This window comes from Streptomyces sp. NPDC053367, from assembly GCF_044545925.1.
In the GTDB taxonomy this organism is placed as follows: domain Bacteria; phylum Actinomycetota; class Actinomycetes; order Streptomycetales; family Streptomycetaceae; genus Streptomyces.
Map to the genome: position 1 here is coordinate 93,240 of NZ_JBITYN010000011.1, position 23,326 is coordinate 116,565.

At 72.3% G+C, this 23,326-nt stretch carries 18 protein-coding genes; 12 read left to right on the forward strand and 6 right to left on the reverse strand.

Features of this window, described 5'->3' with window-relative positions; all coding sequences use genetic code 11:
* Positions 1 to 18: 18 nt before the first annotated feature.
* Complete coding sequence (locus ACIGXJ_RS28800; protein ID WP_399651211.1) at positions 19 to 1,779, reverse strand: SGNH/GDSL hydrolase family protein; 1,761 nt, start codon at positions 1,777 to 1,779, stop codon at positions 19 to 21.
* Positions 1,780 to 1,976: 197 nt separating this feature from the next.
* Between ACIGXJ_RS28800 and ACIGXJ_RS28805 the strand changes: the two genes are divergently transcribed.
* Both ACIGXJ_RS28805 and ACIGXJ_RS28810 read left to right on the forward strand, forming a co-directional pair.
* A complete protein-coding gene (locus tag ACIGXJ_RS28805; RefSeq protein WP_399651214.1) occupies positions 1,977 to 2,384 on the forward strand; it encodes a DUF6278 family protein in 408 nt (135 codons plus the stop codon).
* Positions 2,385 to 2,492: 108 nt separating this feature from the next.
* The gene (locus ACIGXJ_RS28810) at positions 2,493 to 3,236 is read left to right on the forward strand and encodes an amino acid ABC transporter ATP-binding protein (RefSeq protein ID WP_399651217.1); all 744 of its coding nucleotides are present in this window, start codon (positions 2,493 to 2,495) and stop codon (positions 3,234 to 3,236) included.
* Positions 3,237 to 3,472: 236 nt separating this feature from the next.
* Here ACIGXJ_RS28810 and ACIGXJ_RS28815 read toward each other — a convergent pair whose 3' ends face one another.
* Together ACIGXJ_RS28815 and ACIGXJ_RS28820 are read right to left on the reverse strand one after the other, a co-directional pair.
* Positions 3,473 to 5,041 (reverse strand): alpha/beta fold hydrolase, encoded by a 1,569-nt coding sequence (locus ACIGXJ_RS28815; RefSeq protein ID WP_399651219.1) that lies wholly within the window; start codon positions 5,039 to 5,041, stop codon positions 3,473 to 3,475.
* Between the two features lie 102 nt (positions 5,042 to 5,143).
* Positions 5,144 to 5,896 carry a hypothetical protein gene (locus ACIGXJ_RS28820; RefSeq protein WP_399651222.1) on the reverse strand — a complete coding sequence of 251 codons (753 nt, stop codon included), beginning with the start codon at positions 5,894 to 5,896 and terminating at the stop codon, positions 5,144 to 5,146.
* 79 nt (positions 5,897 to 5,975) lie between these two features.
* Between ACIGXJ_RS28820 and ggt the strand changes: the two genes are divergently transcribed.
* Entirely contained in the window at positions 5,976 to 7,784 is a 1,809-nt protein-coding gene (ggt, locus tag ACIGXJ_RS28825) for a gamma-glutamyltransferase (protein WP_399651225.1), read from the forward strand.
* A gap of 10 nt (positions 7,785 to 7,794) precedes the next feature.
* Here the strand turns inward: ggt and ACIGXJ_RS28830 are convergent, their stop codons facing one another.
* Together ACIGXJ_RS28830 and map are read right to left on the reverse strand one after the other, a co-directional pair.
* On the reverse strand, positions 7,795 to 10,341 hold the full coding sequence (locus ACIGXJ_RS28830; RefSeq protein WP_399651227.1) for an ATP-dependent Clp protease ATP-binding subunit: 2,547 nt from the start codon (positions 10,339 to 10,341) through the stop codon (positions 7,795 to 7,797).
* 254 nt (positions 10,342 to 10,595) lie between these two features.
* The gene (gene map, locus ACIGXJ_RS28835; RefSeq protein WP_399651231.1) at positions 10,596 to 11,366 is read right to left on the reverse strand and encodes a type I methionyl aminopeptidase; all 771 of its coding nucleotides are present in this window, start codon (positions 11,364 to 11,366) and stop codon (positions 10,596 to 10,598) included.
* A gap of 85 nt (positions 11,367 to 11,451) precedes the next feature.
* Between map and ACIGXJ_RS28840 the strand changes: the two genes are divergently transcribed.
* The 9 genes from ACIGXJ_RS28840 (at position 11,452) to ACIGXJ_RS28880 (ending at position 22,500) form a co-directional block, all read left to right on the forward strand.
* Positions 11,452 to 11,703: a helix-turn-helix domain-containing protein gene (locus tag ACIGXJ_RS28840; protein ID WP_399651234.1), complete on the forward strand. Its 252-nt coding sequence runs from the start codon at positions 11,452 to 11,454 to the stop codon at positions 11,701 to 11,703.
* A 126-nt stretch (positions 11,704 to 11,829) separates the two neighbouring features.
* Complete coding sequence (locus tag ACIGXJ_RS28845; protein WP_399651236.1) at positions 11,830 to 13,491, forward strand: hypothetical protein; 1,662 nt, start codon at positions 11,830 to 11,832, stop codon at positions 13,489 to 13,491.
* A 170-nt stretch (positions 13,492 to 13,661) separates the two neighbouring features.
* On the forward strand, positions 13,662 to 14,504 hold the full coding sequence (locus tag ACIGXJ_RS28850; RefSeq protein WP_399651239.1) for a nitrilase-related carbon-nitrogen hydrolase: 843 nt from the start codon (positions 13,662 to 13,664) through the stop codon (positions 14,502 to 14,504).
* Positions 14,501 to 15,787 carry an aspartate aminotransferase family protein gene (locus ACIGXJ_RS28855; protein WP_399651242.1) on the forward strand — a complete coding sequence of 429 codons (1,287 nt, stop codon included), beginning with the start codon at positions 14,501 to 14,503 and terminating at the stop codon, positions 15,785 to 15,787. Before ACIGXJ_RS28850 ends, ACIGXJ_RS28855 begins: the two co-directional genes overlap by 4 nt.
* Before the next feature lie 27 nt (positions 15,788 to 15,814).
* Positions 15,815 to 17,377: a PucR family transcriptional regulator gene (locus ACIGXJ_RS28860; RefSeq protein ID WP_399651245.1), complete on the forward strand. Its 1,563-nt coding sequence runs from the start codon at positions 15,815 to 15,817 to the stop codon at positions 17,375 to 17,377.
* A gap of 155 nt (positions 17,378 to 17,532) precedes the next feature.
* Positions 17,533 to 18,375: a nitrilase-related carbon-nitrogen hydrolase gene (locus tag ACIGXJ_RS28865; protein ID WP_399651248.1), complete on the forward strand. Its 843-nt coding sequence runs from the start codon at positions 17,533 to 17,535 to the stop codon at positions 18,373 to 18,375.
* A 64-nt stretch (positions 18,376 to 18,439) separates the two neighbouring features.
* Positions 18,440 to 19,840 carry a dihydropyrimidinase gene (hydA, locus tag ACIGXJ_RS28870; protein ID WP_399651251.1) on the forward strand — a complete coding sequence of 467 codons (1,401 nt, stop codon included), beginning with the start codon at positions 18,440 to 18,442 and terminating at the stop codon, positions 19,838 to 19,840.
* A gap of 11 nt (positions 19,841 to 19,851) precedes the next feature.
* Positions 19,852 to 20,874 carry a TIGR03842 family LLM class F420-dependent oxidoreductase gene (locus ACIGXJ_RS28875; RefSeq protein WP_399651254.1) on the forward strand — a complete coding sequence of 341 codons (1,023 nt, stop codon included), beginning with the start codon at positions 19,852 to 19,854 and terminating at the stop codon, positions 20,872 to 20,874.
* 96 nt (positions 20,875 to 20,970) lie between these two features.
* On the forward strand, positions 20,971 to 22,500 hold the full coding sequence (locus ACIGXJ_RS28880; RefSeq protein ID WP_399651256.1) for an NCS1 family nucleobase:cation symporter-1: 1,530 nt from the start codon (positions 20,971 to 20,973) through the stop codon (positions 22,498 to 22,500).
* Between the two features lie 29 nt (positions 22,501 to 22,529).
* Here the strand turns inward: ACIGXJ_RS28880 and ACIGXJ_RS28885 are convergent, their stop codons facing one another.
* Positions 22,530 to 23,198, reverse strand: coding sequence for a hypothetical protein (locus ACIGXJ_RS28885; RefSeq protein WP_399651259.1), 669 nt, complete (start codon positions 23,196 to 23,198; stop codon positions 22,530 to 22,532).
* Positions 23,199 to 23,326 lie beyond the last annotated feature (128 nt).

A 23,326-nucleotide genomic window follows, 5' to 3' on the forward strand; every position in this document is an offset into this window, starting at 1 on the left:
GACGACAGCCCTGGACCCTCACAGCGCCTCCAGGTCCACCGCCTGCGCCAGCGCGGCCATGCCCGCGTCCCCGGGGTGCAGGTGGTCGCCGCCGTCGTAGGCGGGCAGCATCCGGCTCGGGTCGGCGGGGTCGCGCACCACGGCGTCGAAGTCGAACAGCCCGTCGAACCCGCCGCCTCCGGCCCGCAGCCACGTGTTCAGCTCGGTCCGTTCGGCCTCCATGGCCGGTGTGCACAGGACGTTGCCCCCGCAGGGCAGGATCGTGGCGGCCAGGACCCTGAGGCCCCGCGCGTGGGCGCGCTCGGCGATCTGGCTCAGGCCGGCGGCGACCTGGCCGGCATCGGCGCCGAACCGCAGGTCGTTGACCCCCTCGAAGACGACGACCGTGCGCGCCGAGGTCTGCGCGAACACGTCCCGGTCGAGGCGGTTGAGGGCGCTGACCCCGGTCTGGACCGATGAGGTCCCGTCGCCGGGGTAGCCGTCGGTGACGACGCGGTTGGCCGAGATCCCCTGGTTGAGAACCCCGTAAGGGGGGATCTTGGACTGCGCCCGGAGCCGGTCGGAGAGCAGGTCGGGCCAGCGCCGGTTGGCGTTGACCGTGGACCGGCTGCCGTCGGTGATCGAGTCGCCCAGCAGCACCACGGACCCCGGCCCGCCGGCCACGTCCACGCCGGTCAGCAGCGGCCAGTAGCTGATGCCCGAGGTGAACGCCGCCGCCGAGACGTCCGCCGTGTGGTCGCCGGTCCGGCTCACGTACGACCGCTGGTTGGCGAAGCGGTGCACGGGCAGCGCGCTGACCGTGCCGGTCAGCCGAAAGCTGACCAGGAGGTTCGTGTCCGCGGCCACGGGGAAGTCCAGCGGGTCGCTGTACACCTGGGCGCCGGCCGGGAGCGAGACGCCCGGCGCGCTCCGGAAGGTCACCGGCACCGGTGTGTCCAGGGCGGCGGCGCCCTGCTCCTGCACGGCGACCGTGGCGGAGGCGATCCCGACCGGCGCCGACGCGAACGTGTTGTCGAACCGCAGTCGCAGCCGCGGTCCGCCCGCCGACGTGTGCACCACCAGCCGCAGGGTGCGGTCGGTCCAGGGCCCCACGGCCGGGTGTCCTGAGGTCGCGGCCGACCAGGTGCCGGTCCAGCCCGGCGTCGCGGGCCGCACGGACAGCGCGAAGACGTGCAGGTCGGCGGCGTGCGGCAGCCGTACCGACAGGACCGTGCGGTCGGGGACGATGGGCACGGTCACGACGTACAGCCGTGCCTGCTCGGCGAGTTGGCCGTCGGGCGTGTTGACGTGCGGCAGGGCGACGGCCTTGGTGGCGAGGGGGCCGGTGCGCCAGTCGGCGGCGGTGAGCCGGTAGCGGGAGCGGGTGCCGTCCGCGTAGTCGACCGTGCCGGTGCCGCTCGCGTCGGCGCCCGTGGCCGCGACCAGGAAGGCCAGCGCGTTCCCGCGCCCGGTGACACGCACCGACTGTCCCGTGGCCAGGACGTTGTCGGGTTCGCCCGGCGCGCGGCGCGGCAGGGTCAGCCGGGCGCCCTGCACGGTGATCGTGCGGCCCGGGGTCCAGCCCGCGGCGGCGAGGTCCTGGGCCGAGAGCGAGGCGCCCGAGCCGTCGAAGTCGGCCTCCGCGGGCTCGGTGTCGTCGCTGATGGCGGTGTTGTCGTACAGCAGCTCAAGCGGTCGGGAGACCTGCCCGGCGCTGGCCGGTGGCGCGATCGGCGACAACGCGGTGGCGATCAGGACCAAGACGGAGGCGACGAAGATCCGGCATCCCTGGCGTACCAACCGATCCTCCCGGTGGGGTGAGGCGAACCGGCCGCTGTGCGAGGAGCGGCGCACTGTGACGTTAGCGGCGCAAAGTGAAGCTAGGGAGACGGTAAGTAGCCGTCAATCCGACGGGGTGGCAGCTGGCGAGAATCACCCGGAAGAGGTGCCCCGCGCGCCTGTGGTGCGCGGGGCGGTGCGGGTGCCACGCTGGTGGGATGAACATCCCGTTCCTCGGCCACCGGCAGAAGAAGCGCGCCGCGCCCGATCCGGAGGGGATCGCCGCGCTGCTGTCCGAGTGCGAGCTGCTGCGCTCGCAGGCGGCCGAGGCGGGGGTACGACTCGACGACACGGCGGCCTCGTTGGAGGCGCTGGACCAGTTGGTGCCGCGCTGGCGGGACGACGAGGAGACGCTGCCCTGGCTGGGCAACGACGCCGGTCTGTATCTGGGCACGGTGATCGTGCGGTCCGTGCCGGGCGCCGCCTGGGACCTGTGGCCCGACGGGCACCCGGTGGTGCGGCTGGCCTCCGGCCGTGAGGTCGACGTCGTGACCGCGGGGCAGGAGTGGGCGTCGAGCGGTGCACCCGAGCTGTCGCAGGTCTACGCCGAAGTGGCGGAGGCCTGAGACGGTTATACGGCTAATGCCCGAAAGGTGCGTGTCGTTCGTCGGCCCCTTTCCCCGGTGGATAGGTTGCGGCAGCCACGGCACGGCTGAGAGTGAGTGGGGCTGGGAATGGCTGTCGATCCGTTGATCGAACTGCGTCAAGTGAACAAGCACTTCGGAGATCTGCATGTCCTTCAGGACATCGATCTGACCGTCGGCAAGGGGGAGGTGGTCGTGGTCATCGGCCCGTCCGGGTCGGGCAAGTCCACCCTGTGCAGGGCGATCAACAGGCTGGAGCCGGTCCAGTCGGGCACCGTCCTGCTCGACGGCAAGCCCCTGCCCGACGAGGGCAAGGCGCTCGCCGCGCTGCGCGCGGACGTCGGCATGGTCTTCCAGTCCTTCAACCTGTTCGCGCACAAGACGGTCCTGCAGAACGTCTCGCTCGGCCAGGTCAAGGTCAGGAAGCGCAAGAAGGAGGACGCCGACCGGCGTTCACGCGAACTGCTGGAGCGGGTGGGCGTCGCCGACCAGGCGGACAAGTACCCCGCGCAGCTCTCCGGCGGCCAGCAGCAGCGCGTGGCCATCGCCCGTGCCCTCGCCATGGACCCCAAGGCCCTGCTGTTCGACGAGCCGACCTCCGCGCTGGACCCCGAGATGATCAACGAGGTCCTGGAGGTCATGCGCCAACTGGCCCAGGAGGGCATGACGATGGTCGTCGTCACCCACGAGATGGGCTTCGCCCGCTCCGCCGCCAACCGCGTGGTGTTCATGGCCGACGGCCGGATCGTGGAGGACCGCAGCCCCGACGAGTTCTTCGAATCCCCGCGCAGCGACCGCGCCAAGGACTTCCTGTCGAAGATCCTCAAGCACTGAGTCAGGACCGCTCTTTACCACATCCGCGGGCGTCGCCGGATCCGGGACGCACCCCACCGGGCGACGCGCCGCTCCGGACCTGGACTACGATTTGACCTTCGTGCCTGCGGAGCCGGTGGTCACGGTCGTCTCCGGACCAGGGACGCTGCTGCCGGGTGGGGAACCCCCCACGGCCCCTCGACCGTAGGGGGCAGCAGTCACAAAAAGAGCCAGACCCGGCCGGCGGCAGCCGGAGATCACTGCTCGCGCAGCGGGACCGTCACATACGACGGGTCGTCCGCAGGCGAGGAGAAGGTCAGCTGCGCGCCGGACGGGTTGTGCTCGATGTAGAGCGGGTCGACCGTGTCGACGACCAGGGCCAGGCGGTGCCCCGCCGGTACGTCGTAGGCCGTGGAGAACACCTCCAGGTCGACGCCGAACGGCTTCCCGGGGGTGCGCCCGTGGAAGGTGTACGGCGCGTGGCCGACCAGCTTGCCGAGGCCGAGCGGGCCCACGTCGTACAGGTACGCGACGAGGGTTCCGCTCTCCTTGGTCGCCGTCAGCGTGGTGTGCAGCCGGGCGGTTCCCCGGATGTGCTGGGCCGTCGGATACGCCTCGGTCTGCCAGACGGCGGCCCAGCGGCGGGGGAGCAGCGGGATCGACGCGATCGGCGGCACCTGGGCGACCTGGTCGAGGATGCTGGACAGGAAGACGACTCCGCCGTCGGCGCCCGAGTCGACGTCGGTGTGGATCGTCCTCGTGCCCGCCAGAGCGATCTTGCGGTTCGTCGCCGCGACCGACTTCCAGTCGGGATAGCCCTCGTAGCCCCCCGAAGTACGGGACTTCAGCCGCACCGGCTGCTCGCGGTCGACGCCGTTGTCGGCGCCCTTGAGGTGGTGGTCGAACCAGCGGCCGGTGTCGGTCCACACGTCGTTGGGCAGCCCGAACAGGCCCGTCAGCTCGGCGGTGGCGTGGTCGCCGGGGCGCAGCTGGAGCCGCTTCGGACCCGTCAGCCGCTCGTAGAAGCCGGCGTACTGGCCGGGCGGGAAGATGCTGTCGCCCCAGGCGTTGGCGAGCATCACCGCGGTGCCGTTGGCGTTGATCCGGTCGACGTAGGTCTCGGGGGAGCGTTTCTCCCCCCAGGCGATCATCTCCGGCTCCCGCTCGAGGTTCGAGGCGTAGAAGTTCTGGAAGATCTGCCGCAGTTCCGGGCCGGGGCGCCCGGTGAGCGTGCCCGCGCCGTCGAGCAGGGCGGCCGCCTGGACGTGCTGGGTGCGGCCGCCGTAGATGGAGTCGATGAGATCGGCCCAGCCGCTGAGCGCGGCGACGGCCTTCACCCGTGGGTCGTGCGCGGCCGCGAGGAGGCTGATGCCGGCGCCGTACGAGACGCCCGCCATGCCGATGTGGCCGGGGTCGGCCGGGGTGTTGGCGAGCGCCCAGTCGATGACACGGGAGGCGTCGGCCACGTCCGGTGGCCCCGCGACCTCTATCTCACCGCCCGACTGCCAGAAGCCGCGCACGTTGTAGGTGACGACCACATAGCCGGAGTCGGCGAGCTTCTGGGCCGGGACCAGGTACTCGATCTGCGGCAGGCCCCAGCTGGTGGGCAGCACGACGAGCGGGTAGCGGCGGCTGCCGTCCGCGCCCGTGGGCGTGACGACGTTGGCCTTCAGCACGGTCCCGCCGTCGCCGGTGATGTCGACGAACCGGACCGGGTTCGGGGCGGCTTGGACGGTCGGGGCGAGGCTCAGGGCGCCGGTCGCGATCAGGGCCGCGCAGACGGCGGCCACCGTGGACGTACGCAGTGCGGTGCGGTGGGGTCGCACAGGTCACTCCTCACTCGTGTCAGTGCAAAGTGACCCGACGGTAACCGCGCGGTATTACCGGAAGTAACCCGTCGGTAAGTTACGTACGAGTAACGATCTCCGTCAGGACGCCCGGTGAGAGGCGCGCGGCGCGGCCGGCAGCGGGGCCTGGGCCGCGCGCGTCACGTCCCCGACCAGCTCGACCACATCGGGGCCGTACGCCTGCGAGTTGACCACCTTCAGCAGCAGCACGAACGAACCCGTGCCGTACTTGCGGGACAGGCGCTCGTGGTGGCGGGCCAGATAGCGGGTGGCGGCCTGGTTGGTGATGGCGCGCTGACCGCAGAACAGGAACACCGGCCGCGCCCTGGGGTTCTGCTCGTCCGTCAGCCGGGCCAGCAGCACGTACTCGGTACGGCCAGGCTCCATCCGGTAGCGCTCGGCGCCTATCTGGAACGCCCCGCGGTCCGGGCCGGGCTCGGCGTCCACATTGACCCGCACGCCCGGCAGCATCGCCGCCATGTGCGCCGTCATACGGCGGTTGGAGGCGGGCCCGCCCACGCAGAACTCCGTCCGCTCGCCGAACCCGGGCGGCGCCATGTCCTGGGTGACGATCTGGACGTGCGCCCCGCAGTCCTTGATCAGCGCGGAGAGCTCCACCAGGGCGAACACGTCGAAGCGGTGGACGGCCGGTTCGGACGCGGCCGGATCGCGGTTGACGACGAGCAGCGACTCCGCGTTCTCCGGCAGCCCCAGGAACCGCTGCTTGCGGCGCAGCTTGCGCCGCCACAGATAGGTGCGGGACAACCAGCCCAGCGCGGCACTGACACCGGCCGCCACGACCCCCAGAACGATGTTGCGCACGTCGTCATTCATGGGCGCGCATGCTACTTGCCTGACATGGCCATGGGGTTGGCATAGGCTGCCCGGACGGTCTCTCCGACTGGAGGTGCGGATGCGTCGCCCTGTCGTACGGAAACTGACGGTCCTCGCGGTCTCGGCCGCCGTCGTGTCGGTGGGAGCGGCAGCGCCGCCCACCGCGCCGGCCCCGGGGACCGAGAAGGTGCCCGTCGCCGTCGGATACGGCGGCGCCGTCGCCAGTGTCGACGCGGACGCCTCCGCCGCCGGCATCGAGGTGCTCCGCAAGGGCGGCAACGCCGTCGACGCGGCCGTCGCCACCGCCGCCGCGCTCGGGGTGACCGAGCCCTACTCCGCCGGGATCGGCGGGGGCGGCTACTTCGTCTACTACGACGCCAAGTCCCGGTCCGTGCACACCATCGACGGCCGCGAGACCGCGCCGCTGAGCGCGGGAGCCGACCTGTTCCTGGAGAACGGCAGGCCGCTCGCCTTCGCGGACGCGGTCAGCAGTGGACTCGGCGTCGGCGTCCCCGGCACACCCGCCACCTGGCAGCAGGCGCTGGACAGGTGGGGCAGCCGGCCGCTCGCCCCGCTGCTCAAGCCCGCCGAGCGGCTCGCCCGGGACGGCTTCACCGTCGACACCACCTTCCGCGCGCAGACCGCCGCCAACGAGACCCGCTTCCGCTACTTCCCGGACACGGCCGAGCTGTTCCTGCCCGGCGGGCAACTGCCGGTCGTCGGCAGCACGTTCAAGAACCCCGACCTGGCCCGCACCTACGCCGAACTCGGCCGCAAGGGCGTGCGCACCCTGTACCGGGGCGCCCTCGCCCGGGACATCGTCAACACGGTCAACCACCCGCCCGTGGACCCGGCCTCCGGCTGGAACGCCCGCCCTGGCCGACTCACCGCCGAGGACCTCAAGGCCTACCGCGCCAAGTTCCAGGCCCCCACCCGGACGACGTACCGCGGACTCGGCGTCTACTCCATCGCGCCCTCCTCCTCCGGCGGCACCACCGTCGGTGAGGCCCTCAACATCCTCGAGAACAGCGACCTTTCGAAGGCGAGCCAGGCGCAGTATCTGCACCGCTTCATCGAGGCCGCCCGGATCGCGTTCGCGGACCGGGGCCGCTGGGTCGGCGACCCCGCCTTCGAGGACGTACCGGCGAAGGAACTGCTCTCCCAGCGGTACGCCGACTCCCGCGCGTGCCTGATCAAGGACGACGCCGTGCTGACCAGCCCGCTCGCGCCGGGCGACCCGCGCGACCCGGCCGACTGCGGCGCTCCCGGCACCGCGGCGCCGACGACGTACGAGGGCGAGAACACCACGCACCTCACCGTCGCCGACAAGTGGGGCAACGTCGTCGCCTACACCCTCACCATCGAGCAGACCGGCGGCAGCGGCATCACCGTGCCCGGGCGCGGGTTCCTGCTGAACAACGAGCTGACCGACTTCTCCTTCGCGCCCGCCAACCCGGCCGTGCACGACCCGAACCTGCCCGGTCCCGGCAAGCGGCCGCGCTCGTCCATCTCGCCGACGATCGTGCTCGACCGGCACGAGCGGCCCGTGGTGGCGGTCGGCTCGCCCGGCGGCGCGACCATCATCACCACCGTGCTGCAGACGCTGACCGGGTTCCTCGACCGCGGGCTGCCGCTCGTCGACGCGATCGCCGCGCCGCGCGCCAGCCAGCGCAACCAGACCACCACCGAACTCGAACCCGGCCTGTGGGACAGTCCTTTGCGGGCCGAGCTGGAGGCGATCGGACACGGCTTCCGGCCGAACCCGGAGATCGGCGCGGCGACCGGCGTGCAGCGGCTGCCGGACGGCAGGTGGCTGGCCGCCGCGGAGAAGGTCCGCCGCGGCGGCGGATCGGCGATGGTGGTCAGCCCGGCACCCCAGGCACCGTAGGCGGGGCGCCCTATGCGAGGCCGGGCGTCTCCTGAGGCCCGGCGTCCGTGCGGAAGTCCAGGCGTCCGTCCGCCGCGTCCACGATCACCCGGTCGCCCTCGGCGACCTTGCCGTCGAGCAGCAGCCGCGACAGGCGGTTGTCGACCTCGCGCTGGATGGTGCGGCGCAGCGGGCGGGCGCCGTACTCCGGCTGGAAGCCCTGCCGGGACAGCCAGTCGACGGCGCTGTCGGTGAAGTCGACCGCGATGCCCTGCGCGTGGACCAGCCGCTTGGTCTGCTCCAGCAGCAGGTTGGTGATCCGGTGCAGCTGCTCGGACGACAGCTGCCGGAAGACGACGACCTCGTCGATGCGGTTGAGGAACTCCGGCCGGAAGTGCTCGCGCAGCGGACGCAGGATGCGTTCGCGGCGCGCCTCCTCGGCGGCCTCGCCGTCGTCCGCGCCGAAACCGATACCGCCGCCACCGCGGATGATCGCCTCGGAGCCGAGGTTGCTGGTCATCACGATGACGGTGTTGGTGAAGTCGACCGTGCGGCCCTGGGAGTCGGTGAGCCGGCCGTCGTCGAGGACCTGCAGCAGGACGTTGAAGACGTCCGGGTGGGCCTTCTCCACCTCGTCCAGGAGCAGCAGCGAGTACGGGTGCCTGCGCACGACCTCGGTGAGCTGCCCGGCCTCCTCGTGGCCGACGTAGCCGGGCGGCGCGCCGACCAGCCGGGAGACGGTGTGCCGCTCCTGGTATTCGCTCATGTCCAGGCGCACCATCCGGTCCTCGCTGCCGAACAGCGCCTCCGCCAGCGCCCGCGCCAGCTCGGTCTTGCCGACGCCGGTCGGGCCGAGGAAGAGGAAGCTGCCGATGGGCCGGTCGGGACTCGCCAGGCCCGCGCGGGAGCGCAGTACCGCGTCGGAGACCACCCGCACGGCCTCGTCCTGGCCGACGACCCGCTGGTGGAGGTGGTCCTCCAGACCGAGGAGGCGGTCCTTCTCCTCCTCGGTGAGCCGGCTCACCGGGATGCCGGTCTGCCGGGACACCACCTCGGCGACGGCCTCCGCGGTGACCTCCAGATGCCGGCCCTCGTCGGCCGCGTCGCTGCCGCTGACCTCGGCGATGCGCTGCTTGAGTTCGCCGATCCGGTCGCGCAGCCGCATGGCCTCCTCGTACTGTTCGCCGGCGACCGCCTGGTCCTTCTCCCGGACCAGCTGCTCCGCCTCGCGCTCCATGGCCCGTACGTCGGTGCCCTTGGTGCGGGCGCGCAGCCGGACCCGGGCGCCGGCCTGGTCGATCAGGTCGATCGCCTTGTCGGGCAGCCGGCGGTCGGTGAGATAGCGGTCGGACAGCTCCACGGCCGCGTCGAGCGCCTCGTCGGTGTAACGGACCTGGTGGTGGGCCTCGTAGCGGTCGCGCAGGCCGCGCAGGATCTCCAGCGCGTCCTCCGGGGTCGGCTCGGGCACCAGGATCGGCTGGAAGCGGCGGGCCAGCGCCGCGTCCTTCTCGATCCGCCGGAACTCCTCCAGGGTCGTGGCGCCGACCACATGCAGCTCGCCGCGGGCCAGGGCGGGCTTGAGGATGTTGCCCGCGTCCATCGAGCCGCCCTCCCCGCCGCCGCCCGCGCCGACGACCGTGTGCAGCTCGTCGATGAACACGATCAGCTGGTCGGAGTGGGCGCGGATCTCCTCGACGATGGAGTTCAGCCGCTCCTCGAAGTCGCCCCGGTAGCGGGTGCCGGCCACCACACCGGTCAGGTCGAGGGCCACCACCCGGCGGCCGATCAGGATGTCCGGCACATCGCCTTCCGCGATCCGCTGGGCCAGGCCCTCCACGATGGCGGTCTTGCCGACGCCCGCGTCACCGATCAGCACGGGGTTGTTCTTGCCGCGCCGGGACAGCACCTCGACGGTCTGCTCGATCTCGGTGTCCCGTCCGATGACCGGGTCGATGCGGCCCTGCCGCGCCTGGTCCGTCAGATCGCGCCCGTACTTGTCCAGCGTGGGCGTCCCGCTGCTGCGCTGCCGCTCCGCGCGCGGCGGCGCCGCCTCCGGGGCCTCGGGCGGTACGGCGCCGGGGGCGAAGTGGGCGGCGTTGAGGATGTGCCCGGCGGCCGAGTCGGGGTTGGCGGCCAGCGCGCTGAGCACATGCTCCGGGCCGATGTAGCCGGAACCCCGCGACCGGGCCAGCTCATGGGCGTCGAGGAGCGCCCGCTTGGCGGCCGGGGTGAGGGACAGCGAGGTCGGCGGCGGGGCCTCGGCCGCCTGGTGGACGACCGGGCCCGAGCGTTCGTCGATCTCCGACGCCAGCTCGTCCGGGTCGGCGCCTGCCCGGCTCAGCAGACTCCGGGTGGGCTCCGCCGACAGGGCCGCGCGCAGCAGATGCTGGGTGTCGAGATCGCGGCTGCCGTGCTCGGCGGCGTACTGGGCGGCGCCCCGCACCAGCTCGCGGGCGGGCTGACTGAGCAGCTGGCCGATGTTGATCTGCCGGGGACCGGGGCGGGGTCCGCCGAAGAAGCGGGCGAGGAACTCTCCGAAGGCGTCGTAGCCTTCCGGGCCGCTGAAACCGCTGGTCATGGCGTTCCCATCCGGCGTCCCTGCGCGGGCAGGGTCGCCCTCGCTGATCGACGTGCCGGAGTCGGGTAACCCTGCCGGAAGCCGGTTACACCTGGCCGCGTTCGTAGAACACCTTCGCACGAACGGGAGCGGGGGGCACCTGGAGACAGGCCCGCGGCCGGAGCCCCCAGGGGGTGCCGCCCCACCGCCGAGCGGCCCGTTCCGAGCCCGCTGCGACCAGGGGCGCGGACGCCGTCACCCGGCCGGTCCGTGGACTAGCGACGTGCCGTCAGGATGCGCGGCCCCGCCTCGGTGATCGCCACCGTGTGCTCCGCGTGGGCCGCCCGTGAGCCGTCGTTCGTCTTCAGGGTCCAGCCGTCGGCGGCGGCATGGTAGTCGTCCCGGCCCGAGGCGATCAGCATCGGCTCGATGGCGAGGACCATGCCGTGGCGCAGCCGCATGCCACGGCCGGGCCGGCCCTCGTTGGGGACCGGCGGGTCCTCGTGCATACGGCGGCCGATGCCGTGCCCGCCGAACCCCTCGGGGACGCCGTAGCCGGCCTCGCGGCACACCGAGCCGATGGCGTACGCGATGTCGCCGACGCGGTTGCCGACGACGGCGGCGCCGACGCCGGCCGCGAGGGCGCGCTCGGCGGTCTCGATCAGGCGCAGGTCCGCCGGACGGGGCGTGCCCACGGTGAAGGTGAGCGCCGAGTCGCCGGCCCAGCCGTCCAGTTCGGCGCCGCAGTCGACGGAGAGGACGTCACCGTCGCGCAGCCGGTACCCGGTGGGGATGCCGTGCACGATCGCGTCGTTGACCGAGGCGCAGATCACCGCGGGGAAGGGGGTCGGGGCGAAGGAGGGCCGGTAGCCCAGGAAGGGCGATGTCGCGCCCGCCTCGCGCAGCACCGCACGCGCCACGTCGTCCAGCTCCAGCAGGGACACGCCGACGCCGGCGGCCTCCCGTACAGCCGTCAGGGCACGGGCGACGACCTGGCCTGCGGCGTGCATCGCGTCGATCGAGGAGTCCGTCTTCAGTTCCACCATGCCAATTACTATACCGGTATTTTAATGGGTGCATAAACGGGAGCCCGTTGGGGTCGACACGCCGGACCGGTATTAGAATGGGTCCATGGTGCGCACCCCCCTCACCCCCGAAGAGCGCGAACGCGGCGAGCGGCTCGGGCGGTTGCTGCGTGAGGCCCGCGGCGGCCGCAGTATGCCGGAGGTCGCCGCGGAGGCCGGGATCTCTCCCGAGACGCTCCGCAAGATCGAGACCGGCCGGGCCCCGACGCCCGCCTTCTTCACCGTGGCCGCGCTGGCGCGTGCGCTGGGGCTGTCGATGGACGACCTGATCGTGCGCTGCGACCTCGTGCCCGTCTGACGTCACCGCCGCGCGGCGGGGCCCCTGAGGCTCCCGCGTCCCCTTGGAAAACTCCCTGTAGCCGGGTCGTAACACAGCTGGTGTTCGCTACCAGCCGGAACACTCCGGTCTTGCGGGGGTCGTGCGATGACAGTGGATCAACTCCCTGGTCAGGTCAGGGAGTTCGCGAACTACCTGGACGGCCTGCTGGCGCGTCTCGACCAGAGCTCAGGCTGGTGCGGGGTGTTCTGGCAGCGCGACCCCGAGGGCATGCGGGCCTGCCTCGACGGCCGCGAGATGCCGCCCTGGGACGTGCTGGAGTCACTCCTGCAGGACCTCGCCGCCGAGTACGGCCCCGCCTTCGCGGCCGAGGAGCAGCAGCGCGCGGCCGCCCTGCACTCGGCCGCCCTGCGGGCCCACGACCGCCGCCCCGGCGGCCGCGACGCCCTCGGCGACCGGCTCGACGTCATGCTCCGCGAACAGAAGTACGCCGCCGAACGCCTCGCCGCCCTCCACCACGCCCTCGCCTCCGCCACCCCGGAGTCCGCCGACGCCCTCCGCGTCGACCTCGCCTGGGCCCGCGACGACCATGTCCGCGCCGCCGCCCGCTGTGCCGAGCTGCGTGCCCGCATGGAGGAACTGGACCAGCCGGCCGTCCATCGGCGGAGCGCCGTGGAGCGGGGGCCGGTCCTGTGGCCCGGGGGCGGGGTGACGGCGGAGGGGGCCGCCACGCCGTCCGGTCCCGGCCGGGCCGAGGGGGGCAGGCCGGGGGAGGGGCCGGCCGTGACCGCCGTGCCGGGCGAGGCGGAGGCGGACGCGTACGGGGTGGGGCGCCCCGTGGACACCGGCCCGGAGGGGCCCGCAGACCATCCCCAGGCCGCCGCTCCCGGTCATGCCGCCCACCGCGGGCCCGGGGCGGTGCAGGCCGCTCCCGGTCCTGCCGCTCACGGTGGGCCCGGGGCGATCCAAACTGCCCCCAGCTCTGCCGCCCACCCCGCCCCCGAAGCGATCCAGACCGCCGCCCCCGAAGCGATCCAGACCGCCCCCGCCCCCCAAGCGATGCAGGCCGCCCCCGAGCCCGGCAAGCCCCGCAAGCGCCGCCGGGGTGGGGCCAGGTTCGCCGGGATGGGGGCGGAGGAGGGCGCCGCGGCCGTGGTGCCGCCGGGCGGCGGGATGCCGGAGTTGCCGGCGCCGGCGGGCCGGGACCGCCGTACGCCCCGGGGGGCCCGGTTCGCCGGCGCGGCCGACGAGCCGCAGCCGGTGCGGGCGGCGGTCGACGAGAACACGCGGGCCGAGGTGGTCGAGGCCGTCGACGCGCTGGAGCGGTTGCGGGGCCAGGGCCGGAGCGGGGAGGCGCACGCGGTGCTGGTGGAGGCGGCGCACTGGCCCGCGGCCCGGTTCCCGCTGCTGGCCGCCGAGCTGGAGCGGGCCGGGCTCGCCGCGGACTGGGCGACCCTGCTGTGGGAGACGGCGTCGCTGCCCGCAGACCGGCTCGTCGAGGCGGCGGACGCCCTGGTCGCGGCCGGGCGGGGCGCCGACGGGCGGCAGGTCCTGCGGCAGGGCGTGGTGCGGCCGGCCGACGAGATCGGACAGGCCGTGGCCGCGCTGGAGGCGGCCGGGCGGCGGTCCGGCGTACGGGCGCTGCTCGACGCCTACGTCCGTGTGCGCGCCCCCGAGGAGGCCGCCCGCAGTGCCCACGCCGACCCGCGGACCCTGGTCCCGCTGCTGCTGGAGGCCGCCCGGGGCGTGTCCGCCGAGCGGTACCGGGACCTGCTGCACGCCCTGCGGGTCGCCGGGCTCGCCGCCTGACCCGGCTCGCTCTCCCGTCCCGGGACTCACCCACGGGAGTGGGAAACGCCGGCGACGCCACGCGTTGACGACAATGGTCTTGGCAAGGTCCCCGGGGAGGCATACGTTCATCCCTCTACGCCCTGTTCTACGTGCGTAGAGGCGCTGACGTCCCGTCGAAGGAGCAGCTCATGGCGAACGTCGTCCGTGCCGCTCTGGTCCAGGCCGCCTGGACCGGCGACACCGAGTCCATGGTGGCGAAACACGAGGAGCACGCCCGCGAGGCCGCCCGGCAGGGAGCCAAGGTCATCGGCTTCCAGGAGGTCTTCAACAGCCCCTACTTCTGCCAGGTCCAGGAACCCGAGCACTACCGCTGGGCCGAGCCGGTCCCCGACGGGCCGACCGTGCGCCGGATGCAGGACCTCGCCCGCGAGACGGGCATGGTCGTCGTCGTGCCGGTGTTCGAGGTCGAGCAGTCCGGCTTCTACTACAACACCGCGGCCGTGATCGACGCCGACGGCACCTACCTCGGCAAGTACCGCAAGCACCACATCCCCCAGGTCCGGGGCTTCTGGGAGAAGTACTACTTCAAGCCCGGCAACCTCGGCTGGCCCGTCTTCGACACGGCCGTCGGCAAGGTCGGCGTGTACATCTGCTACGACCGCCACTTCCCGGAGGGCTGGCGGCAACTCGGCCTGAACGGCGCACAGTTGGTGTACAACCCCTCCGCCACCCACCGCGGTCTGTCCTCCTACCTGTGGCGGCTGGAGCAGCCCGCGGCGGCCGTCGCCAACGAGTACTTCGTCGCCGCGATCAACCGGGTCGGGGTGGAGGAGTACGGCGACAACGACTTCTACGGGACGAGCTACTTCGTGGACCCGCGCGGACAGCTCGTCGGCGAGGCCGCCAGCGACTCCACGGAGGAACTCGTCGTCCGCGACCTCGACTTCGACCTGATCGAAGAGGTCCGGCAGACCTGGGCCTTCTACCGCGACCGCCGCCCCGACGCCTACGAAGGACTGGTGCAGCCGTGACCAAGGACCTGCTGGGCCGCCACCGCGCCGTGCTCCCGGACTGGCTCGCCCTCTACTACGAGGACCCGCTGGAGATCACCCACGGCGAGGGCCGCCACGTCTGGGACGCCGACGGCAACCGCTACCTGGACTTCTTCGGCGGCATCCTCACCACCATGACCGCGCACGCCCTGCCCGAGGTCACCAAGGCGGTCGCCGAGCAGGCGGGGCGGATCATCCACTCCTCCACGCTCTACCTCAACCGGCCGATGGTCGAACTCGCCGAGCGCGTCGCCCACGTGAGCGGCATCCCGGACGCCCGCGTCTTCTTCACCACGTCCGGCACCGAGGCCAACGACACCGCCCTGCTGCTCGCCACGACCTACCGGCGCAGCAACACGATCCTGGCGATGCGCAACAGCTACCACGGCCGGTCCTTCAGCGCGGTAGGCATCACCGGCAACCGCGGCTGGTCCCCGACCTCGCTGTCCCCGCTGCAGACGCTGTACGTCCACGGCGCGGTCCGCAACCGGGGGCCCTACGCGGCGCTGAACGACAACGACTTCGTCGCCGCCTGCGTCGAGGACCTCAAGGACCTGCTCGGCCACACCCGCCCGCCCGCCGCGCTGATCGCCGAGCCGATCCAGGGCGTCGGCGGCTTCACCTCCCCGCCCGACGGCCTCTACGCCGCCTTCCGCGAGGTCCTCGCCGAGCAGGGCGCGCTGTGGATCGCCGACGAGGTGCAGACCGGCTGGGGCCGCACCGGCGAGCACTTCTGGGGCTGGCAGGCCCACGGGCAGTCCGGCCCGCCGGACATCGTCACCTTCGCCAAGGGCATCGGCAACGGCATGTCCATCGGCGGCGTGATCGCCCGCTCCGAGATCATGAACTGCCTGGACGCCAACAGCATCTCCACCTTCGGCGGCACCCAGATCACCATGGCCGCGGGGCTCGCCAACCTCAACTACCTGCTGGAGCAAGACCTCCAGGGCAACGCCCGCCGGGTCGGCGGCCTGCTCATCGAGCGGCTGCGGGCCGCCGCCGCGCAGGTGCCCGCCGTACGGGAGGTGCGCGGGCGGGGGCTGATGATCGGTATCGAGCTGACCCGGCCCGGCACCGACGAGGCCGACCCCAAGGCCGCGGCCGCCGTACTGGAGGCGGCCCGCGAGGGCGGGCTGCTGATCGGCAAGGGCGGCGGCCACAGCACCAGCGCGCTGCGGATCGCCCCGCCGCTGTCCCTGACCGTCGCGGAGGCCGAGGAGGGCGCCGCGATCCTCGAAGGGGCCCTGAGAAGCCTCCAGTAGCCGCCGCGTGAGCCGAGGGAGCGCCGCATGACCACCGCCCTGGACGCCCTGGAGTCCCTGGAGCCCGCCCTGTCGGTCCGCCAGGTCCTCGGCCTGGAGCGGGTCCTGGCCGGGGAGCCCGAGGTGGTGGCCGGTGCGGGCCACCTCGACCGGCCGGTGCGCTGGGTGCACGTCGCCGAGGCCGCCGACGTCGGGGTGATGCTCAGCGGCGGCGAGATGGTCCTCACCACCGGTGTGCTGCTCGCCGGGGACGAGCACAAGCAGGCCGAGTACATCCGCTCCCTGCACCGCGCGGAGGCCGCGGCCGTGGTCCTCGGGCTCGGCCGCGCCTTCCCCTCCCCGCCCGCCGTGATGCGCCGGGCCGCCGAGCGCTGCGGGCTGCCGCTGGTGGTGCTGCACCGGCCCTTCCCCTTCGCGGAGTTGACGGAGGAGGTGCAGTCCCGGCTGGTGCGCCGCAAGTTCGCCGCCGTCAGCCTCTCCGAGGCCGTCCGCACCGCGCTCACGGCCCTCGTCACGGCCGGGGCGCCCCTCCAGGCGCTGCTCGACGAGGTCGCCCAGCACAGCGGCTGCCCCGTCGTCCTCACCAACCTCGCCCACCGCGTCCTCGCCACCGCGGGGGAGCGGCCGGCCGTGGACGACGTCCTGCGCGACTGGGAACGCATCGCCCGGCAGGCCGGAGGCAGCGAGGGCGACGGCTGGATCCGGGCCGAGCTCGGCGGGCGCGGCGAACGCTGGGGCCGGATCGTGCTCTGCGGCTTCCGCGGCGACACCGCCGCCGGGCGCCTGCTCGCCGACCGGGCCGCGGAGGCCCTCGTCCTGCACCGGATGCTCGGCGGCACCGCGACCTGGGAGGAGCAGTCGGCGCAGAGCCTGCTGACCGACCTGGTCTCCGGCGTCGTACCGGCACGGCAGCTGCTGCCGCGGGCGCGGGCCGCCGGACTGCCCGTCAACCGGCGGACGTTCGTGCCGCTCGTGGTGCGCGGGACCCGCCCGGACCGGCTCGACCGCGTCCTGCGGCTGACCGGGCTGCCGGGACTGGTCGCCGAGCTCGCCGACGCGGCCACGGCCGTGCTGCTCAGCCTCGCCCGCGACCAGGACGCCGACGCGCTCACCGCCCACTTCGCCTGCCGTCTGCGGCAGGAGGGCCCCGCGGCCGTCGTGGCCGCCGCCGCGGCCCGCCCCGACTGGGACGACGTACCGGCGGGACTGCGCGAGGCGAGGCACGTGGCCGACGCGGTCGCCGACTCCTCCGCCGCCCTCGAACTCCCGCCGGTGATCCGTCTGAAGGACGTCCACCTGCGCGGTCTCGTCCGGCTGCTGCGCGACGACCCGCATGTGCAGTCCTTCGCCGAGCGGGAGCTGGACGGCCTGCTGCGCGCGGCCGACGACGATCTCCTCGCCGTGCTGCGCACCTATCTGGCGACGGGCCGCAACAAGTCCCGTACCGCGCAGCTCCACCATGTCTCGCGGCCCGCGCTCTACCGCCGGCTGGAGGCCATACAGAGCCGCCTCGGCGTCGACCTCGACGACTTCGAGCAGGCGGCCTCGGTGCACATCGCGCTCCTCGCGCATGACGCGCAACAGGGGTGAAACATGCGACGACCTGGGAGAACGGCGGTGAAACATGGGGTCGGTCAAGGGTGACACGGTGCCACGCCGCACCCCCGCGGACGTGACACGGTGCAACTCACCGCGGACACGCGGACTTTCTAGGCTCACCGCACACCGAGCTACCGGAGGTCCCGATGAGCCGAGTGATCCGTGCCGCCGTCTTCCAGACCGCCTGGACCGGCGACAAGGAGTCGATGATCCAGGCCCACGAGCAGGCGGTCCGCGACGCCGCCGCCCAGGGCGCCCAAGTCCTCTGCTTCCAGGAGCTGTTCTACGGGCCGTACTTCTGCCAGGTGCAGGACCCGGCGTTCTACGAGTACGCCGAGCGGATCCCCGAGGGACCCGTCGTCCGCCGCTTCCAGGCCCTGGCGAAGGAACTGCGGATCGTCCTCGTCCTGCCCATGTACGAGGAGGAACAGCCCGGCGTGCTCTACAACACCGCGGCCGTGATCGACGCGGACGGCTCCTACCTCGGCAAGTACCGCAAGACCCACATCCCCCAAGTCCGCGGCTTCTGGGAGAAGTTCTACTTCCGTCCCGGCAACAGCGGCTGGCCCGTCTTCGACACCGCCGTGGGCCGCGTCGGCGTCTACATCTGCTACGACCGCCACTTCCCCGAGGGCTGGCGGGCGCTGGGCCTCGCGGGCGCCGAGCTCGTCTTCAACCCCTCGGCCACCTCGCGCGGCCTGTCCGGCTACCTCTGGCAGCTGGAGCAGCCGGCCGCGGCCGTCGCCAACGAGTACTTCGTCGGCGCGATCAACCGGGTCGGCGTGGAGGAGCTGGGCGACAACGACTTCTACGGCACGAGCTACTTCGTCGACCCGGAGGCCCAGTTCGTCGGCGAGGTGGCGAGCGACAAGGAACCCGAACTGGTCGTCAGGGAGCTGGACATGGCCAAGCTCAGGGAGGTCAGGGACCGCTGGCAGTTCTACCGGGACCGCGCGCCGGGAACGTACGGTCCGCTCACGGACCGTTAGGGGCGCGGGGAACTTCGCGACCAGCCACCCACGACCGGTACGTACGAACGGTGAGGAGCGACCCATGAGCCGAACACTGATCCGAGGCGGCCTCGTCATCACGGCCTCGGACGAAATCCATGCTGACGTCCTGGTGGAGGACGGCCGCATCGCCGCCCTCGCCGCCTCCCACACCCCCGCGGCGGAGGCCTTCTCGGCGGAGACCACGATCGACGCCACCGGAAAGTACGTCATCCCCGGCGGCGTGGACGTCCACACCCACATGGAGCTGCCCTTCGGCGGCACCTCCGCCTCGGACACCTTCGAGACCGGCACCCGCGCCGCGGCATGGGGCGGCACGACCACCATCGTCGACTTCGCGGTGCAGGGCGTCGGCCGGGCCCTGCGCGAGGGCCTCGACGCCTGGCACGCCAAGGCGGAGGGCAACTGCGCGATCGACTACGGCTTCCACATGATCGTCTCCGATGTGAACCAGGAGACGCTGAAGGAGATGGACCTCCTCGTGGAGGAAGGAGTCACGTCCTTCAAGCAGTTCATGGCCTATCCGGGCGTCTTCTACAGCGACGACGGCCAGATCCTGCGCGCCATGCAGCGCTCCGCCGAGAACGGCGGCCTGATCATGATGCACGCCGAGAACGGCATCGCGATCGACGTCCTCGTCGAACAGGCCCTGGCGCGCGGCGAGACCGACCCCCGCTACCACGGGGAGGTCCGCAAGGCGCTCCTCGAGGCGGAGGCCACCCACCGGGCCATCAGGCTCGCCCAGGTGGCCGGCGCGCCCCTGTACGTCGTGCACGTCTCGGCGATGGAGGCGGTGGCCGAACTCGCCAAGGCCCGCGACGAGGGACTGAACGTCTTCGGCGAGACCTGCCCGCAGTATCTGTTCCTGTCCACCGACAACCTCGCCGAGCCGGACTTCGAGGGCGCCAAGTACGTGTGCAGCACCCCGCTGCGGCCGCGCGAGCACCAGGCGAAGCTCTGGCGGGGCCTGCGCACCAACGACCTCCAGGTCGTCTCCACCGACCACTGCCCCTTCTGCTTCGTCGGCCAGAAGGAGCTGGGCCGCGGCGACTTCTCCAAGATCCCCAACGGCCTGCCGGGCGTGGAGAACCGCATGGACCTGCTGCACCAGGCCGTCGTCGACGGGCACATCTCGCGCCGCCGCTGGATCGAGATCGCCTGCGCGACGCCGGCCCGTATGTTCGGCATGTACCCGAAGAAGGGCACGATCGCGCCGGGCGCGGACGCCGACGTGGTGATCTACGACCCGCACGCCGAGCAGGTCGTCTCCGCCGAGACACATCACATGAACGTCGACTACTCGGCGTACGAGGGCAAGCGCCTGACCGGCCGGGTGGAGACGGTGCTCTCGCGCGGTGTGCCGGTCATCACCGAGCGGGAGTACACGGGCCGTGCCGGGCACGGCGTCTACACCCCGCGCTCCACCTGTCAGTACCTCACCTAGGAGCGGTGCCCATGGACTTCGGACTCGTCCTGCAGACCGACCCGCCCGCCGCGCGGGTCGTCAGCCTGATGAAGCGCGCCGAGCGCAACGGCTTCCGGTACGGCTGGACCTTCGACTCGGCGGTGCTCTGGCAGGAGCCGTTCGTCATCTACAGCCAGATCCTCGCCAACACCACCAAGCTGAAGGTCGGCCCGATGGTGACCAACCCGGGCACCCGCACCTGGGAGGTCACCGCCTCCACCTTCGCCACCCTCAACGACATGTTCGGCAACCGCACGTTGTGCGGCATCGGCCGCGGCGACTCCGCGATGCGGGTGGCGGGCCGCAAGCCCAACACGCTCGCCCGGATCAGCGAGGCCATGAAGGTCATCCGGGACCTGGGCAGCGGCCGCCAGGCCGACCTCGGCGGCGGCACGGTCGTCAGGTTCCCCTGGATCAAGCCGGGCGCCGAACTGCCCGTGTGGATGGCCGCGTACGGGCCGAAGGCGCTGAAGATGGCCGGCGAGGAGGCCGACGGGTTCATCCTCCAGCTCGCCGACCTCTATCTGACCGAGTACATGGTCAAGGCCGTGAAGACGGCCGCGGCGGACGCCGGGCGCGACCCGGCCGAGGTGACGGTCTGCGTCGCCGCGCCCGCCTACGTCACCGCCGACGACTCGCCCGAGGCGCTCGGCCACGCCCGCGACCAGTGCCGCTGGTTCGGCGGGATGGTCGGCAACCACGTCGCCGACCTCGTCGCCAAGTACGGCGAGCACTCCGCGCAGGTCCCCGACGAACTCACCGCCTACATCAAGGCCCGTCAGGGCTACGACTACTCCCACCACGGACGCGCCGGGAACCCCGACACCCAGTTCGTGCCCGACGAGATCGTCGACCGGTTCTGTCTGATCGGCCCCGTGGAGCGGCATGTCGAGAAGCTGCGGGCGCTGCGCGCGCTGGGCGTCGACCAGTTCGCCGTCTACGACATGCACGACGCGCAGGAGGACGTGATCGACACATACGGCACGAAGGTCATCCCGGCCCTCGACGGCTGAACCGCACAACCCCCTGGTCACCCCTCCCCGCCGTCCCGGGGAGGGGCCGGTGCCCGCACGGCCTCTTCCGTCCCGCCTCGTTCGATTGGCCTGCCCATGACCGACACCGCTCCCTCCGCCATACCCCCGGCCGCCCAGGTCACCCTCGCCGACGGCCGGGTGGAGATCGCGCCCGGCTCGCCGCAGCCCAGCGGTCCCTACGCCAACGAGGACCTGCTCCCGGTGCCCGTCGCCGACCGCACCTGGACCACGTACAACTTCTCGGCCCTGTGGGTCGGCATGGCCCACAACACCGCCTCCTGGACGCTCGCCTCCGGTCTGATCGCCGTCGGCATGGACTGGAAGCAGGCGGTGCTCACCATCGCCCTCGCCAATGTGATCGTGCTCGTCCCGATGCTGCTCACCGGGCACGCCGGACCCAGGTACGGCATCCCCTTCCCGGTGTTCGCCCGCGCCTCCTTCGGCATCCGCGGCGCCAACCTGCCCGCTGTCGTACGGGCGTTGGTGGCGTGCGGCTGGTTCGGCATCCAGACCTGGATCGGCGGCGAGGCCATCTACTTCCTGGCCGGCAAGCTGATCGGCGCCGGCTGGACGGACGCGTCGGAGATCGGCGGGTACGCCTGGACGATGTGGCTGTCGTTCGCGATCTTCTGGGCGCTCCAGGTGGCCATCATCTACCGGGGTATGGAGACCATCCGCCGCTTCGAGAACTGGGCGGCGCCCTTCGTGCTGGTCGGCGCGTTCGTGATGCTGTGGTGGATGAGCAGCAGGGCGGGCGGACTCGGCCCGCTGTTCGACCAGCCGTCGAAGCTGGGCTGGGGCGGTGACTTCTGGAAGCTGTTCTGGCCCGCACTGATGGGCATGATCGGGTTCTGGTCCACGCTGTCGCTGAACATCCCCGACTTCACCCGCTACGGCCGCAGCCAGAAGGCCCAGACCTGGGGGCAGGCCCTCGGACTGCCCACCACCATGACCCTGTTCGCGTTTCTGTCGGTGCTCGTCACCTCCGGCTCGCAGGCGGTGTACGGCGAACCCGTCTGGGACCCGGTGCAGTTGGCCGCGCGCACCGACAACGAGGTGGGCCTGCTGTACGCGCTGGTGACCGTGCTGGTCGCGACCCTGTCGGTCAACGTGGCCGCCAACCTGGTCTCCCCGGCCTTCGACTTCTCCAACATCGCGCCCAGGAGGATCAGTTTCCGCGCCGGAGCCCTCGCGACCTGTGTCCTCGGCGTGCTGATCCTCCCCTGGAAGCTGTACTCGGACCCGCAGGGCTACATCTTCACCTGGCTGGGCCTGGTCGGCGGGCTGCTGGGCACGGTCGCCGGCATCCTCATCGCCGACTACTGGATCCTGCGCCGCACCCGCCTCGACCTGGTCGACCTGTACCGCGAGGGCGGCCGCTACTGGTACCGGGGCGGCTGGAACTGGCGTGCCGTCGCGGCGTTCCTCGCGGGCGGTGTCCTCGCGGTCGGCGGCGCGAGCTTCGAGCCGGTCCTCGACGGCAGGCCCGTACCGGTGCTGGAGCCGCTCGCCGACTACGGCTGGGCGGTGGGCCTCGGCACCTCGATGGTGCTGTACCTGCTGCTGACGGTGACGACCGGCGGGCGGGACCGCAGCGCCGGGTGAGGGGCGCGTGCCGAAGGGCGGCGGGCGGTTCAGGCGCTGCCGCCGCCGTCCTTCAGCGCGGCCATCGCCTCTTTGGCGGCCTTGATGGCGCCCTCGTTGATCTCGTCCGTGCCCGGTGCCTTCTTCGACTCGAAGTCGCTGCCGTTGTAGGTGACGACCACCAGCGCGTTGTCGGAGCGGGCCAGCACCACGCCCTCGCGGGTCTCCTGGTCGTCCTCGGTGGTGAGGTTCACGACCGAGTAGGCCGCGTCACCGAGCCCGGGGACCACGCCGCCGCCGCTGCGGTCCGCGATCCGCTCCTTGTACGACTTCTCCGCCTCCGCGTCCGAGTCCATGATCTCGAAGGACACGTCCAGCCAGCGGTAGTCGTAGCCGTCGAGGGCGTTCCACGAACAGGTGCGGCGCTCCTCGGAGTCGGAGGACGGTATCTCCTTGCCGGCCGGCTTGGCGCCGGGCACCAGCGAGGTGACCGTCTTCTTCCCCAGGCTCGCGCAGGGCGCGGGGGCGGCGGCGTACGTCTTCGGTACGGCCGTCGTCGAAGGGCCGGCCGCCGACTGCGTGCCCGTCTGCGTGCGCGGTGCGGCCTGCGCGGCCGACGGGGTCTCGGGGCCCGACGTGAGGACCCAGCCCGCGCAGGCGAGGACGGCTACGGGGGTCAGACGTGCGGTGAGGGCGAGCGGCAGAGGAAGAGAACGCACGGGCGCACTTTTCGTGGGGGACGGTGCGGAAGCAGTCCGCACTGCGGACAGGGGACGCCAGTGTCACACGAGTGGCAGTGGTGCGGAAGTGCCAACTCGCTCCGTACGCAGGCGGTGACGGGGGCGAG

Bases quoted from the DNA above. Each gene is read 5' to 3' on its own strand.
- ACIGXJ_RS28845 (WP_399651236.1), top strand. From the start codon at position 11,830: ATGACAGTGGATCAACTCCCTGGTCAGGTCAGGGAGTTCGCGAACTAC.
- map (WP_399651231.1), bottom strand. From the start codon at position 11,366: ATGGTGGAACTGAAGACGGACTCCTCGATCGACGCGATGCACGCCGCA.
- ACIGXJ_RS28830 (WP_399651227.1), bottom strand. From the start codon at position 10,341: ATGACCAGCGGTTTCAGCGGCCCGGAAGGCTACGACGCCTTCGGAGAG.
- ACIGXJ_RS28880 (WP_399651256.1), top strand. From the start codon at position 20,971: ATGACCGACACCGCTCCCTCCGCCATACCCCCGGCCGCCCAGGTCACC.
- ACIGXJ_RS28860 (WP_399651245.1), top strand. From the start codon at position 15,815: ATGACCACCGCCCTGGACGCCCTGGAGTCCCTGGAGCCCGCCCTGTCG.
- ggt (WP_399651225.1), top strand. From the start codon at position 5,976: ATGCGTCGCCCTGTCGTACGGAAACTGACGGTCCTCGCGGTCTCGGCC.
- ACIGXJ_RS28850 (WP_399651239.1), top strand. From the start codon at position 13,662: ATGGCGAACGTCGTCCGTGCCGCTCTGGTCCAGGCCGCCTGGACCGGC.
- hydA (WP_399651251.1), top strand. From the start codon at position 18,440: ATGAGCCGAACACTGATCCGAGGCGGCCTCGTCATCACGGCCTCGGAC.
- ACIGXJ_RS28875 (WP_399651254.1), top strand. From the start codon at position 19,852: ATGGACTTCGGACTCGTCCTGCAGACCGACCCGCCCGCCGCGCGGGTC.
- ACIGXJ_RS28820 (WP_399651222.1), bottom strand. From the start codon at position 5,896: ATGAATGACGACGTGCGCAACATCGTTCTGGGGGTCGTGGCGGCCGGT.
- ACIGXJ_RS28840 (WP_399651234.1), top strand. From the start codon at position 11,452: ATGGTGCGCACCCCCCTCACCCCCGAAGAGCGCGAACGCGGCGAGCGG.
- ACIGXJ_RS28865 (WP_399651248.1), top strand. From the start codon at position 17,533: ATGAGCCGAGTGATCCGTGCCGCCGTCTTCCAGACCGCCTGGACCGGC.
- ACIGXJ_RS28810 (WP_399651217.1), top strand. From the start codon at position 2,493: ATGGCTGTCGATCCGTTGATCGAACTGCGTCAAGTGAACAAGCACTTC.
- ACIGXJ_RS28805 (WP_399651214.1), top strand. From the start codon at position 1,977: ATGAACATCCCGTTCCTCGGCCACCGGCAGAAGAAGCGCGCCGCGCCC.